Here is a 12,665-nt window from a genome sequence, read left to right as displayed (position 1 = left end):
TTTCTGTCAATTTCAAACAATGCGCGCACCGAACGGCATCAGCGCCAGCTTTGCCAGCTTGAACTGCTGCAAGCCGAACGGAATGCCGATAATGGTCACACACAGCACAGCGCCGGATGCCAGATGCTCCAGTGCAAGCGGGAAGCCGGACACAATCAGCCAGATGATATTGACCAGCATTGACACCGTACCGCCGCCGTATTCGATTTGCTTGCCGAACGGGAAAAAACTCACTTGTGCAAACTTAAAGCACTGTCTGCCAATCGGAATCCCGACAATCGTAATGCTCCACAGCAGACCGGCAAGACACCAACTCAGACCGGAAAGACATCCGCCGAAAATAAACCAGAGCAGATTTCCCAAAGTTTTCATGTCATTTACACTCCTGTTCCAGAAACGCTTGGTTATAGATTCTATTGCTATCATACGTTTCTTTGTACCCGCAGTCAATGACAGACCGGAAACAAAAGTGTAAAATAAAATCGAATTTTGACGTTATCCCGCAATCACAGCGCGCAGTGCGCGCATAAACTTCCGGTCTTCCTCCTTTGTACGCCGCGCATTCCCGTGCAGGCGCCCGCCGGAGCGACGGACTTTTTTCGCCGTGTGCCGCGCCATCAACAGCGCATCCATGTTGTCCGCCGTGTATTCGAGTCCGTCCTGCCGCAGCACGCGCGCACCGCGCGCCAGACACATGGCGGCAAGCCCGTAGTCCTGTGTAACCACGATATCACCGCGCTGCACGCGGTTGACCAGCGCAAAATCCACGCTGTCCGCGCCCTTGGACACGATCAGGGTCTGCGCACCCGGCTTATCAAACACATGTGAGGTGTCACACAGGATCAGGCATTCCAGTCCCGCTTCACACGCCATGTGCACGGTCAAATCGACGACCGGACAGCCGTCTGCATCAATCAGAATTTTTGGCTTCACACAATTCCTCCCACTGCGCACGCGTGATACACGTGATATATTCGGTGCGGATATCGCCCATCAGCGGCCACGGCTGATCTTTGTTGACATGGTGCGGGCGGAAGCCGCATTTTTCCTGCACCCGGCGTGATTTTTCGTTGCCCGCAAAATAGCCGCACCAGATGGTGTGCAGACCAAGCGTCTCAAATCCATGCCGCATCAGCTCATGTGCCGCCTCAGGAATGAGTCCCTGTCCCCAGAATGGCACGCCAACCCAGTAGCCCAGCTCAGCTTCACCTTCACCAAGCGGCAGATTGCTCGCCGTGCCGAACATCAGACCGATGCTTCCAACCGGTCGATCTGCGCTGTCTCCGCGCAGCACAACCGCATAGGTCTCCTCCTCCGACAGCACCTCCTGGATAATCCGGCGGCTGTTTTGCACATCCGTATGTACTGGCCAGCCCGCGGCCGGCCCGATACGCGGGTCACGCGCATATTCATACAGTGCCGGCGCGTCCGATTCGCGCCACGGGCGCAGGACACACCGTTTTGTCTGCAATATCATGTCTCTTCACCTTCTTTTCCCCCTATTTTAGCACAGCGGGCGGCTTCCGACAACGGAAGCCGCCCTGTTTTCATCCCGGTTAAAGCTCCGGATATTCTGTCCGCTCCTGCATCTCGATTTTCTGCACATACTTCTGAAGCTCGTCAAAAGATGTGATCTCCGCGTCCTTCAACTGGCTGCGGATAAAATCCGGCAGCGCCTGATAATATTCATTCACGGTTCGGTCGCGGTCGAGCATTTCGGTCAGGTTCCTATAATCTGCCATTGCTTTTCTCACCTCGACGTTAGCATTTCCCTGTCAGGCGCAGATGATACCCAAAATTATTTCCGCTTTTTTCATAAAAGCGCATGAAAAATTCCCACAAACCGGCTGAACCGGCTGTGGGAATCGGAGCATTCAAATTGTTTCGAGCAGGCATACCGCATGTGCCGCAATTCCCTCGCCGGAGCCGGTAAAGCCCATGTGTTCCTCCGTCGTTGCCTTGACGCTGACGCACGAAAGATCCGCCTCCAGGCAGTCCGCGAGGTTCTGCCGCATCTGTACGATGTGCGGCGCCATCTTCGGTGCCTGTGCGACGACCGTCGCGTCCAGATTGCCCAGCTTCCAGCCGTGCTCCTTCAGCACGCTGTTGACACGGCGCAGCAGCAGCAGACTATCCGCGCCGAGGAATGCATCGTCATTGTCAGGGAACAGATGTCCGATATCCCCCAGCGCCGCCGCACCGAGCAGCGCATCCATGACGGCATGCGTCAACACATCCGCATCGCTGTGCCCGAGAAGCCCCTTTTCATATGGAATATTCACGCCGCCGATGATACAGGCACGCCCTTCCACAAGGCGATGTACGTCATACCCATGTCCAATTCTCATCGGCGCGACCGTCCTTTCAGAATAACCTCGCCGAGGATGACATCCTCCGGCGTTGTGATCTTAATGTTGTCATAACTGCCGCGCGTCATGCTGACCGGCTGACCGAGCTTTGTGACTGCGCCGCAGTCATCCGTCAGGCTTGTGCCGCTGTCAATCGCCTTCGTCAGCGCCGCACGGATGAGGTCAATGTCAAAACACTGCGGTGTCTGCACCGCCATGATGGTCTCGCGGTCGACATTTTCCATCATTTTTCCCTTCTGGACGCGCTGAATGCTGTCCTTGACGCCGACCGCCGGAGCCGCCGCCGAATCGCGCTTTGCCGCCTCCACAGTCTCCCGGATGATGTCTTCCGTAATCAGCGGGCGTGCGGCATCATGAATGGCGACATAGCCGATTTCCTTTCCGCAGGCAAGCACGCCGTTGAGCACCGAATGCTCACGCGACGGGCCACCCTCGACAATCTTCGCCACTTTGTCAATCTTCCAGTCCGCGCACAGCGAGGCATACGTCTTCTGATCCTGCCTGCGGCAGACCAAAATGATGCCGTCAATTACATCGCACGCATTGAAAACCCGGAGTGTCCGGCACAAAATCGGCTGTCCGCCCAGCTCCATTACCAGCTTATTTCCGCCGCCCATCCTGCGCGAGGAACCCGCGGCCGGAATAATGGCATATACCTTCTTGCCGCGTGTTTCCGGCTCGTGCCTGTCCTGCGGTCTTTTCTTAAATAAATCCAGCATATTTTTCCTCTATCCGTTCTGTTATCTCAGCCGTTTCCACAGTTGTTCGAGTCTCTGTCTTACCTCGTCCCGGCTCAGCCCGGCGGCGAGCATCAGCTCAGAATGCAGGATCCGCTCCGCGCATTCCAGCATGCGTTTTTCACTTCCCGCCAGCGCACGCCTGCGGTTTCTCTGCCGCAGGCAGCACACGACCTGTGCAACCTTTCGGATATCGCCGGAACGCATGCGTTCCATATTGTTTCGATACCGCACGCCCCAATCCGATGGCTGCGGCGGCAAAACGCCAATTTCACCGCACAGAATACACTGTGCCTCCTGCGCACTGCAAACCGGGCGCAGCCCGACCTGTTTGCAGCAGGAAATCGGGACATACACCACCGCACCATCCAGCGCCAGATGCAGCACATAATATTTTTGCGCGCCGCTGCCGGTCTGCCGGACGGAAATCGATGTAATTGTGCCCGCGCCATGCAGCGGATGGAGCACATGATCCCCGACAGAAAAGGTCAATTCATCACCCCTGTTTCCACCGTTTTTCATCCGATGGATGTACAGTATGATTTCTATTGTATCATACCATAATTAGTCAGTTCATGCAACAAAGAGCGGTTCGCGCCGAGTAAAAACAACCCCGCTGCCAGCACGGTCGCATTGCGTCCGGTGTGCAGCAGCAGCGCCGCACCGCCCAAAATCAGCATACATGTGCCGGCAAGCGAGAGCTGTACCAGCGCACGCTGTCCTGTTTCTGCGGCGCGCGGCGGCAGCAAGGCAAGCAGGGCGGCCAAGGCACAGCCGCCGTCCAGCGGCAGAAGCGGCAGACAGTTGAACGCTGACAGAATCACATTGGCACCCGCTGCCGTGGGGAAACCCACGGCTGAGAGCAACAAAGCCGCCGTTATGCCTGCCGTCGGTCCTGCCAATGCAATCGCACAGTCGGACAGATCGCTGAGCGGCCTGCTCTGCCGGAGCACTGCACCACACGCGGACAACCTGACATATTCCACCTGTCCGCCGCACGCATAGATGGCGAACACATGTCCCAGCTCGTGCACCAACGCCGCACCTGCGAATACCGGAAGCACACCTTCGCTGTCCAGCAGGCAGAACACCGCCCAGAATACATAAAACGACGGCTCTGCACGCAGCTTTGCCGCCGTTACTCTCCCTGCGCCGCGAATACTGCCACCAGCTCCTCCGACCATCCGTCCTGTGAAACGGCACTGCCGAGCACCGCAGCTGCCTTCCCCGCATCGTTCTCCGGCAGGAAGGACAGCGCGCCGGACGCACGCAGCATCCGGGCTGTCAGAAGAATTCCCAGACAGACCACGGTGCACCACAGCGCACTCCGAATTGTCTCCCCCATTCGGTCGTCCCTCCTTCCCTGTTATCCTATGCAGCGCGGCGCAAAAAAAGACCGCCTGCACCGGAATGTTCTTCGATGCAGCGCGGTCCAGATCTCCTGTTATTTACTTTTCCTGCGAAACCTGTACCAGACGGACGCCGCCTGTGATACCGGCCTCATTGCCGAGCGTCGCACGCAGCACCGGTGTGTCGCGCAGCGGCGGGAATACCTTTTCGCGGTAGACCTTACGAATCGGCTCGAGCAGCAGTTCCCCCGCTGCCGCCATGCCGCCGCCAAACAGGAACGCTTCCGGGTTGAGCACACAGCCAATGCTTGCAATCGCCGTGCCGAGCGCATCCGTCGTGCGACGGATGCACGCCTGTGCCAGCGTATCGCCCGCTGCGCAGCAGTCACAGACATCCTTGGCAGTCAGATTTTCAATTCCGCGCATGGCAGATGGCGCATCGCTCTCCGCCAGACGCCGCTTTGCATCGCGCAGTACGCCTGTCGCGGAGCCAGCCAGCTCCAGACAGTTGTCCTTGCCGCAGTTGCATGCGCCCTCGCTGTGGTCAAATACCGGCATATGTCCGACCTCGCCTGCACCACCGACAACGCCGGTTACAATTCTGCCATCCAGAATGACGCCGCCGCCAACACCAGTGCCCAGCGTCAACAGGACAACGCTCTGGTATGCACTGCCTGCGCCCTTCCACTGCTCGCCGAGTGCTGCAATGTTTGCATCGTTTGCCACATAAACCGGCAAGTTCGTCAGCCCGCCGAGTACATCGGCGACATTGACCACACCCCAGCCGAGATTGACACAGCCGTTGACCGTGCCGTTGCGCAGGACAGGTCCCGGCACGCCCACGCCGATGCCTGCGACATCGGCCATGGAAATGCCGTGCCCGGCGCAGGTCTGCGCAATCGTATCCGCAACATCCGGCAGAATATATGCTCCGCTTTTTTCCGTACGGGTTGGGATTTCCCATTTTTCAACCCATCCGGCTTCTTCACTATACAGGCCCATTTTTACCGTTGTGCCGCCGATATCTGCGCCAATGTAATACTTTTTCATTGCAATCCCTCTCTTTTGAATCAAATGTATCCTGTTTCAAAAAGCCTCTTGTTCCTGTCCATTGTACCATAAATCCGTCCAAAGCAAAAGGTGTATCTCCGCCGCCGGGGGCGAAAATACACCTGTGTTTACAATTTGAATTGTTCAAGCGCAATGGCGCGATAGGCACAGAACGCACTGGGCAGCGCAATGTCGTGTTCCAGTTGCTCCGGCGTGACCCATGTAAACAGACCGCCGTCCTCCGTTCGTGCAGAAATACCGGTCATATGCCACTCCAGATGAGTGAACACATGCTTTGCACGCTTGAGCGGACGAATTTCCATCAGGCGCACACCGAGCTGTTTTTCCGCGTCTTCTCCCTCCAGAAAGTTTGGGAATTCCCACAGTCCCGCCAGAAGGCCACGATTGGGACGCTTGCGCAGCGCGATTCTGCCGTCCTTCCACAGCAGAACAACCGTGCGGTTTTCCACAGGACGCTGTTTTTTCGGCGCGCGAACCGGGAGCCTCTGCTCAACTCCCGCTGCATGTGCCAGACACAGTCCTGCCACTGGACAGTGATCGCACAGCGGTGCACCGTTCGGCAGGCACACCATCGCGCCCAGCTCCATCAGCGCCTGGTTGCAGTCGCCCGGACAGTCCGCCGGAATCACGGCTGTCAGCTCGCGTTCCGCCTGCCGCTTGACTGCCTGCGCCCGGATATCCCATTCGCGTGCAAACAGGCGAGACAGCACGCGCAGCACATTGCCATCCACAGCCGGGCACGTCTGCCCGCCCGCAATGGACGCCACTGCTCCCGCCGTATACGGGCCGATGCCCGGCAGGGCAAGAAGTTCGTCACGGGTGCATGGCATCTCACCGCCGTACTGTGTGCACACCACGCGTGCCGCTTTTTGCAGGTTGCGCGCACGGCTGTAATAGCCAAGGCCTTCCCACAGCTTCATCAGCTGTTCCTCCGGCACCTCTGCAAGCGCCTGCACCGTCGGCAGTGCGCGCATGAAGCGCTCATAATATGGCAGCACCGCCTGCACGCGCGTCTGCTGAAGCATAATCTCCGACACCCACACATGGTACGGTGTAGGCGTCCGGCGCCATGGCAAATCACGATGCCCGGCGCGATACCAGCGGCACAGCGCATCAACTGCCTCATTCAGACGTTCTTTTTCCGTCATTTGCCCTCTGCTGCCACGAGAATCATCACAGAACGCGGCTCAAGCCAGACAATTCCACTGTGCGATACGGGCATATCCTCAATGTTTTCAATACAATCGCTCTCCGGACCGTTAAACGTATTGACTGCGATCCTCCAATACATGCCGTCCGGCAGCTCCGGCAGCTGCACCTGATGCCCTTCCCAGTGAGAATTGAGGGCAATGTGCACAATATCATCCGCCGTGTCGTCTTCATTGCGCCCGGCAAAGGTCACGCCGATGACGCGTGTATCTTCCTGATAATTGGCATCCCACGGCTTTGCGGAGTGCAGGCTGGTCTCCGGGAAGCGACTCTCTGCCGGCTTGGTATGTCCGCGCAGAATCGGATGCTTTTTGCGGAAATGAATCATATAACGGAAGAAATCATGCAGTGACCGGTTTTTCTCCAGCAGATTCCAGTCCAACCAGGAAATTTCATTGTCCTGACAATATGCATTGTTGTTGCCAAACTGCGTATTGCCGAATTCATCCCCCGCGAGGAACATCGGCGTACCGCGGGAGCACATCAGCACCGCAGCCGCATTTTTTTGCAATCGGCGGCGCAGATCATTGACATCCTGGCGATCTGTTTCGCCCTCCACGCCGCAGTTCCAGCTGTTGTTGTTGGATTCACCGTCCGTGTTGTCCCAGCCGTTGGCATCGTTGTGCTTTTTGTTATAGGTATACAGATCATACAGCGTAAAGCCGTCGTGACAGGTAATAAAGTTGACGGATGCACACTCGCCGCGCTTGGTCGGCGGGTATAGATCCTGCGAACCCAGAATGCGGTAAGATGTGGCTTTTGCCATGCCGCTGTCACCCTTGAGGAAGCAGCGCAGGTCATCGCGGTACTTGCCGTTCCATTCCGCCCAGCGGTCGCCGCGCGATGGGAACGAGCCAACCTGATACAGTCCACCTGCGTCCCATGCCTCCGCAATCAGCTTGACGCCCGCGAGCAGCGGATCAGCTGCGAGCGATTCGAGCAGCGGCGGGTTGTGCATCGGTGTGCCGTCCTCATTGCGCCCGAGAATGGATGCCAGGTCGAAGCGGAAACCATCGATGCGGTATTCAATGACCCAATAGCGCAGGCACTCGACAATCATCTGATGGACAACCGGATGGTTACAGTTGACCGTATTGCCGCAGCCGCTGAAATTATAGTATTTTCCGTCCGGTTCGAGCAGATAATAGACGGAATTGTCCACACCCTTAAACGAGAAAATCGAGCCGTCCTCATTGCCCTCGGCCGTGTGGTTGAACACGACGTCCAGAATGACTTCCATGCCGTTTTTATGCAGCGCACGGACCAGACGGCGCAGCTCGTCTCCCTCGTTGGTAAATTCATGCTCGGCAGAATACGCCGTATTGGGCGCAAAGAATGCCACTGGGTTATATCCCCAGTAATCGAGCAGCAGCTTACCGTCATGCACGCGCATATCGCGCATTTCATCGAACTCGAAAATCGGCATCAGCTCGACGGCGTTGACACCCAGATCCCTGAGATATGGGATTTTTTCCATCAGTCCGTCAAAGGTTCCCGGATGTGTGACATCAGACGATTCATGGCGCGTAAAACCGCGCACATGTGTTTCATAGATGACCAGATCCTGCATCTCAATGTGCGGGGAACGCACGCCATGCCAGTCGAAATTGGACGAAACAATGCGTCCGCGGTACTCAAAGCCGGTCTGCGGGCGCGTGCCCCAGGCAGACTGACCCGCAACCGCACGGGCATACGGATCGAGCAGGAGATTTTTCTTATCATACAGCAGGCCTTTTTTCGGGTCATACGGGCCACCAATCCGATATGCATACTCAAATTCATCGATCTGAAGCCCGAAGACAATCATAGAATAGACGCTGCCGACGCGGTATTCATCGGGAAACGGGAGCACCGCAAACGGCTCCGACTGGCGGCGCTTGAACAGAACCAGCTCGACGCTGGTTGCACCCTGCGACGTAATGGTAAAATTGATGCCGCCCGGCAATTCAAAGGCGCCATTTTGCAGACAGTATCCGGGACAGGTCTTAAAGCCGCCAATCTCCCGCATTGGGTGAAAGAAGTTCTTCCGGTTGCGCACGCGCAGCACGGATTCCATGTTTTGTAAAATCGTTTCCATATCATCCTGCCGCATGGAAGCAGGTATATCTCCCGGTACACTGCTGTAAGAATTCGGCCTTGTGTTCCGACTCTGTTCAGACAAGTGACTCACCTCGTTTTATTCTATAGCGAGCGGTAATCAAAACTCCGCCAGTGTAATAATCTTGCTTATTATTATCATCTTTTTTCACTGGATTGTCAATTGTTTTCAATTTCTGTTTCAAAGAAAAATCCGTTCCTTTCGCGCTATCCGTATGTTTTTCCACACCTTTTACTTTTTTGTCCGATATTATCATTGAAATCGTTTGTTTTTCTTGTTTTCTCAGTAAATTTTGTTATAATGATAGTATTTGTATTATGCTCCATTTTGCAGGAGGAGAAGAGAAAATATGTATACCATCCGTCAGTTTCTATGCCCTTCCAGTCTGGAAGAAGCCTACCAGGCGCTGACTGCGGCGCGCAACAACACGGTTCTGGGCGGCTGCATGTGGCTGCGGCTCGGCCGGCGCGCCATCGGCACCGCCATCGACCTTTCTGCGCTGGGTCTGGACCGCATTACCGATACAGGCGATACCATTGAAATCGGTGCCATGGTTTCCCTGCGCCAGCTCGAAACCAGCGAGCTGCTGCGCCAGCAATACGGAACGCTGTTCCGCGACGCGGTTTCCGGCATCGTCGGCACACAGTTCCGCAACACGGCGACCGTTGGCGGCAGCGTGTACGGGCGTTTCGGCTTTTCCGATGTGCTCACCGCGCTGCTCGCCCTGCCCGCACAGGTCAGGCTATACCATCGCGGCACGGTTTCCATCGAGGACTTCGCCGCTATGCCGTATGAAAAGGATATTCTGGAGTGCATCATCCTGCCCAAACAAGCGTATGCCGCATCCTATCAGCATATGCGCTTTCAGGCAACCGATTTTCCCGTGCTGACCTGTGCGGTTTCCTGTCGGGACGGCATACACCGCATTTCGGTTGGCGCGCGCCCGCAGAAGGCATGTCTCGCCTACCAGGGGCAGGCACCGGACGCACAGGCCATTACCGACAGCCTGAATTTTTCATCCAACATGCGGGCCAGTGCGGAGTACCGCCGCAAAATCTGTCCCGTTCTCATCCGCCGTGCGCTTGAGGAGGTACAGGCATGCAGATAACCATCGCCATCAACGGCAAAAAATATACCCGCCTCGTCGATCCGGACACCACACTATACACCTTTGTCCGTGACTGCGGCTGTTATTCCGTCAAGTGCGGCTGTGAAACCACCAACTGCGGCCTGTGTACGGTCTGGATGGATGGCACGCCCGTGCTGTCCTGCTCGGTGCTCGCGGCGCGTGCCGCAGGGCATGAAATCACCACGCTGGAGGGTGTACTGGAGGAATCCAAAAAATTTACCGATTTCCTCGCCGCAGAGGGCGCAGAGCAGTGCGGCTTCTGCTCCCCCGGCTTTATCATGAATGTGCTCGCAATGAAGCGCGAGCTGTCCAACCCGACAGAAGAGGAAATCCGGCAGTATCTGTCCGGCAACCTGTGCCGCTGCACCGGTTACATGGGGCAGATGCGCGCCATCCGCAAATATATGGAGGTGGAAGCGTGAAATACGTCAATACCGCAGTGAAGAAGCTGGATGCGGATGCGCTGGTACAGGGCAAGCCGGTGTATACCGACGACCTCGCGCCGAAGGACTGCCTGATTATCAAGCTGCTCCGCTCCCCGCATGCACACGCAAAAATTGTCGATATCGACACAAAAATTGCGGAAAAGGTGCCGGGTGTCGAGCTGATCCTCACCTGTAAAAACGCACCGCGCCACCGCTATACCTCCGCAGGGCAGACCTATCCCGAATGGTCGCCCTATGACCGCGTGCTGTGCGATGACACCATGCGCTATGTCGGCGATGTCGCAGCCATCGTCGCGGCGGATACCGAAAAACACGCCGAGCAGGCGTGCAAGCTCATCAAAGTCATATATCAGGTACTCGAACCGGTTCTGGACTTTGAAACGGCGAAGGACAACCCAATCCGTGTGCACGACGATGACAGCTTTGCCAAAGCGCCGTTCGGCTATGCCCCGGAACGCAACATTATTACCTCCGGCAGTGAAGATTTCGGTGACTTCGACGCGGAATTTGCCAAATGTGCTTACACGGTCGACTGTACCTATTACACCCCCGCACAGCAACAGTGCATGATGGAGACCTTCCGTTCCTACGCCTATATGGAATATTCCGGCCGCCTGACGCTGGTCTCTTCCACGCAGGTTCCGTTCCATGCCCGCCGCCATGTGGCAACCATGCTCGGCATCCCATACACAAAGGTACGCATCATCAAGCCGCGCATTGGCGGCGGCTTCGGCGCAAAGCAGACCTCGGTCTCTGAATTTTATCCGGCTGCGGTCACTTGGCTGACCGGCAAGCCGTCCAAGCTGATCTTTACGCGGCAGGAGGCGTTTGCCTGCTCCAACAGCCGCCATCAGATGCGCGTGCGTGCGCGTGCAGGCTGTGACGCAGAGGGCAACATCACCGCAATTTCCATGGAATCACTGTCCAACACCGGCGCATACGGCGAACACGGCTCAACAGTCGTCGGCTTGGTCGGACACAAGACCATCCCGCTGTACAACAAGCTCAAGGGCGGACGGTTTACCTGGGATGTCGTATACACCAACATGGAGCCCGCCGCTGCCTTCCGCGGCTACGGCGCGACACAGGGCACGTTTGCACTGGAATCTACCATCAACCAGCTCGCAGAAAAGGCAGGCATTGACCCGGCAGAGCTGCGCCTGCGCAACATCGCAAAGGAAGGCGCAGAGGTCTTTATGACGCCGGAAATCAAATACCTGAACTCCACCGGCCTGCGCGGCTGCATCACCCGCGGCATGGAGCTGAGCGGCTGGAACGAAAAGCCACACCGCCAGGTCATGCCGGACGGAAAAATCCGCGGCATGGGCATGGCAATCTGCATGCAGGGCTCCGGCATTGCGAATGTCGACACCGCCTCTGTCGAGCTGCGGCTGGAGGATTTCGGTTTTTACACGCTGATGATCGGCGCAACTGACATGGGCACGGGCTGTGATACAATTTTTGCACAGATGGTCGCCGATGCGATGAACTGCCCGATGGAAAAAGTCATGGTGCACGGCGTCGATACCGATGTATCGCCGTATGACCCGGGCTCATATGCCTCTGCTTCCACCTATGTCACCGGCATGGCAGTTGTCAAGGCCTGCGAACACATGCAGGAGCTGATTCTGGATGAGGCGGCAGTGCGCATGGACTGCCCGCGTGAAGCGCTCACCTTTGACGGCGCAGCCGTCACCTCCGAGGACGGGAAATCGCTCGCGCTCGACGATCTCGCATCAGCACTTGTTGCAGGCCCGCAGACACATCAGTTGGTCGCAACCGCATCTCATGGCTCCCCGATCTCTCCACCGCCGTTTATGGCAGGCTTTGTTGAAACCGAGACTGACCCGGAAACCGGCAAAACCGATGTCATTAAAATGGTCGGTGTCGTCGACTGCGGCACGCCGATCAACCGCGCGCTCGCCCGCGTGCAGACCGAAGGCGGACTGTCTCAGGGCATCGGCTTCGCCCTGTTCGAAGACGTACAGTATCAGCAGAACGGCAAAATGATGACCGACAGCTTTATGAATTATAAAATCCCAACCCGTATGGATACGGGCGAAATTGTCGTGGACTTCTCCGAAAGCTACGAGTCGACCGGCCCGTACGGCGCAAAATCCATCGGTGAAGTCGTCATCAACACACCCGCTCCCGCGATTGCACAGGCTGTATGCCAGGCGACCGGCGTGCGTGTGACCACCCTGCCGATCAAACCGGAAAAAATCCTGATGGGACAGAAATAACCAATACAGAAAAT

At 56.8% G+C, this 12,665-nt stretch carries 16 protein-coding genes; 3 read left to right on the top strand and 13 right to left on the bottom strand.

Annotation, left to right across the window (positions count from 1 at the left end):
- Positions 1–12: 12 nt before the first annotated feature.
- The 13 genes from ACLM7Z_RS09340 to ACLM7Z_RS09280 all read right to left on the bottom strand — a co-directional run bounded on the left by ACLM7Z_RS09340 (position 13) and on the right by ACLM7Z_RS09280 (position 9,059).
- Positions 13–372, bottom strand: coding sequence for a YccF domain-containing protein (locus ACLM7Z_RS09340; RefSeq protein WP_273350496.1), 360 nt, complete (start codon positions 370–372; stop codon positions 13–15).
- A 123-nt stretch (positions 373–495) separates the two neighbouring features.
- Complete coding sequence (locus tag ACLM7Z_RS09335) at positions 496–873, bottom strand: YaiI/YqxD family protein (protein ID WP_087020541.1); 378 nt, start codon at positions 871–873, stop codon at positions 496–498.
- Positions 874–910: 37 nt separating this feature from the next.
- On the bottom strand, positions 911–1,477 hold the full coding sequence (locus ACLM7Z_RS09330; RefSeq protein WP_087020166.1) for a GNAT family N-acetyltransferase: 567 nt from the start codon (positions 1,475–1,477) through the stop codon (positions 911–913).
- A 79-nt stretch (positions 1,478–1,556) separates the two neighbouring features.
- Positions 1,557–1,742: a hypothetical protein gene (locus ACLM7Z_RS09325; protein ID WP_087020161.1), complete on the bottom strand. Its 186-nt coding sequence runs from the start codon at positions 1,740–1,742 to the stop codon at positions 1,557–1,559.
- Positions 1,743–1,874: 132 nt separating this feature from the next.
- The gene (ispF, locus tag ACLM7Z_RS09320; RefSeq protein ID WP_087020158.1) at positions 1,875–2,348 is read right to left on the bottom strand and encodes a 2-C-methyl-D-erythritol 2,4-cyclodiphosphate synthase; all 474 of its coding nucleotides are present in this window, start codon (positions 2,346–2,348) and stop codon (positions 1,875–1,877) included.
- Positions 2,345–3,088 (bottom strand): 2-C-methyl-D-erythritol 4-phosphate cytidylyltransferase, encoded by a 744-nt coding sequence (gene ispD / locus ACLM7Z_RS09315; RefSeq protein WP_087020155.1) that lies wholly within the window; start codon positions 3,086–3,088, stop codon positions 2,345–2,347. Before ispD ends, ispF begins: the two co-directional genes overlap by 4 nt.
- A gap of 21 nt (positions 3,089–3,109) precedes the next feature.
- The gene (locus ACLM7Z_RS09310) at positions 3,110–3,598 is read right to left on the bottom strand and encodes a CarD family transcriptional regulator (protein WP_165761114.1); all 489 of its coding nucleotides are present in this window, start codon (positions 3,596–3,598) and stop codon (positions 3,110–3,112) included.
- Positions 3,599–3,651: 53 nt separating this feature from the next.
- A complete protein-coding gene (locus tag ACLM7Z_RS09305; protein WP_273350498.1) occupies positions 3,652–4,290 on the bottom strand; it encodes a peptidase M50 in 639 nt (212 codons plus the stop codon).
- On the bottom strand, positions 4,245–4,451 hold the full coding sequence (locus tag ACLM7Z_RS09300) for a hypothetical protein (RefSeq protein WP_087020145.1): 207 nt from the start codon (positions 4,449–4,451) through the stop codon (positions 4,245–4,247). The genes ACLM7Z_RS09305 and ACLM7Z_RS09300 overlap by 46 nt, the downstream gene beginning before the upstream one ends.
- Before the next feature lie 103 nt (positions 4,452–4,554).
- A complete protein-coding gene (locus tag ACLM7Z_RS09295) occupies positions 4,555–5,505 on the bottom strand; it encodes an ROK family glucokinase (RefSeq protein ID WP_087020142.1) in 951 nt (316 codons plus the stop codon).
- 128 nt (positions 5,506–5,633) lie between these two features.
- Entirely contained in the window at positions 5,634–6,674 is a 1,041-nt protein-coding gene (gene mutY, locus ACLM7Z_RS09290; protein WP_087020139.1) for an A/G-specific adenine glycosylase, read from the bottom strand.
- The gene (glgX, locus tag ACLM7Z_RS09285; RefSeq protein WP_435645769.1) at positions 6,671–8,791 is read right to left on the bottom strand and encodes a glycogen debranching protein GlgX; all 2,121 of its coding nucleotides are present in this window, start codon (positions 8,789–8,791) and stop codon (positions 6,671–6,673) included. Before glgX ends, mutY begins: the two co-directional genes overlap by 4 nt.
- Before the next feature lie 97 nt (positions 8,792–8,888).
- Positions 8,889–9,059: a hypothetical protein gene (locus ACLM7Z_RS09280; RefSeq protein ID WP_435644935.1), complete on the bottom strand. Its 171-nt coding sequence runs from the start codon at positions 9,057–9,059 to the stop codon at positions 8,889–8,891.
- 123 nt (positions 9,060–9,182) lie between these two features.
- Between ACLM7Z_RS09280 and ACLM7Z_RS09275 the strand changes: the two genes are divergently transcribed.
- The 3 genes from ACLM7Z_RS09275 to ACLM7Z_RS09265 are packed head-to-tail and all read left to right on the top strand — an operon-like array spanning position 9,183 to position 12,651.
- Positions 9,183–9,941 carry an FAD binding domain-containing protein gene (locus ACLM7Z_RS09275; RefSeq protein ID WP_087020130.1) on the top strand — a complete coding sequence of 253 codons (759 nt, stop codon included), beginning with the start codon at positions 9,183–9,185 and terminating at the stop codon, positions 9,939–9,941.
- On the top strand, positions 9,932–10,384 hold the full coding sequence (locus tag ACLM7Z_RS09270; protein ID WP_087020127.1) for a (2Fe-2S)-binding protein: 453 nt from the start codon (positions 9,932–9,934) through the stop codon (positions 10,382–10,384). Before ACLM7Z_RS09275 ends, ACLM7Z_RS09270 begins: the two co-directional genes overlap by 10 nt.
- A complete protein-coding gene (locus ACLM7Z_RS09265) occupies positions 10,381–12,651 on the top strand; it encodes a xanthine dehydrogenase family protein molybdopterin-binding subunit (RefSeq protein WP_435644934.1) in 2,271 nt (756 codons plus the stop codon). The genes ACLM7Z_RS09270 and ACLM7Z_RS09265 overlap by 4 nt, the downstream gene beginning before the upstream one ends.
- Positions 12,652–12,665 lie beyond the last annotated feature (14 nt).

Source organism: Butyricicoccus porcorum (assembly GCF_051246315.1).
GTDB classification, from domain to species: Bacteria; Bacillota; Clostridia; order Oscillospirales; family Butyricicoccaceae; genus Butyricicoccus_A; species Butyricicoccus_A porcorum.
The sequence above is the reverse complement of the archived record's forward strand: the minus strand, read 5'-3'. Positions and strand labels throughout refer to the sequence as shown.

Excerpts from the sequence above, each read along its gene's own strand:
- ACLM7Z_RS09340 (WP_273350496.1), bottom strand. The coding sequence starts at position 372 with ATGAAAACTTTGGGAAATCTGCTCTGGTTTATTTTCGGCGGATGTCTT.
- ACLM7Z_RS09335 (WP_087020541.1), bottom strand. The coding sequence starts at position 873 with ATGGCGTGTGAAGCGGGACTGGAATGCCTGATCCTGTGTGACACCTCA.
- ACLM7Z_RS09330 (WP_087020166.1), bottom strand. The coding sequence starts at position 1,477 with ATGATATTGCAGACAAAACGGTGTGTCCTGCGCCCGTGGCGCGAATCG.
- ACLM7Z_RS09325 (WP_087020161.1), bottom strand. The coding sequence starts at position 1,742 with ATGGCAGATTATAGGAACCTGACCGAAATGCTCGACCGCGACCGAACC.
- ispF (WP_087020158.1), bottom strand. The coding sequence starts at position 2,348 with ATGAGAATTGGACATGGGTATGACGTACATCGCCTTGTGGAAGGGCGT.
- ispD (WP_087020155.1), bottom strand. The coding sequence starts at position 3,088 with ATGCTGGATTTATTTAAGAAAAGACCGCAGGACAGGCACGAGCCGGAA.
- ACLM7Z_RS09305 (WP_273350498.1), bottom strand. The coding sequence starts at position 4,290 with ATGGTCGGAGGAGCTGGTGGCAGTATTCGCGGCGCAGGGAGAGTAACG.
- ACLM7Z_RS09300 (WP_087020145.1), bottom strand. The coding sequence starts at position 4,451 with ATGGGGGAGACAATTCGGAGTGCGCTGTGGTGCACCGTGGTCTGTCTG.
- ACLM7Z_RS09295 (WP_087020142.1), bottom strand. The coding sequence starts at position 5,505 with ATGAAAAAGTATTACATTGGCGCAGATATCGGCGGCACAACGGTAAAA.
- mutY (WP_087020139.1), bottom strand. The coding sequence starts at position 6,674 with ATGACGGAAAAAGAACGTCTGAATGAGGCAGTTGATGCGCTGTGCCGC.
- glgX (WP_435645769.1), bottom strand. The coding sequence starts at position 8,791 with ATGGAATCCGTGCTGCGCGTGCGCAACCGGAAGAACTTCTTTCACCCA.
- ACLM7Z_RS09275 (WP_087020130.1), top strand. The coding sequence starts at position 9,183 with ATGTATACCATCCGTCAGTTTCTATGCCCTTCCAGTCTGGAAGAAGCC.
- ACLM7Z_RS09270 (WP_087020127.1), top strand. The coding sequence starts at position 9,932 with ATGCAGATAACCATCGCCATCAACGGCAAAAAATATACCCGCCTCGTC.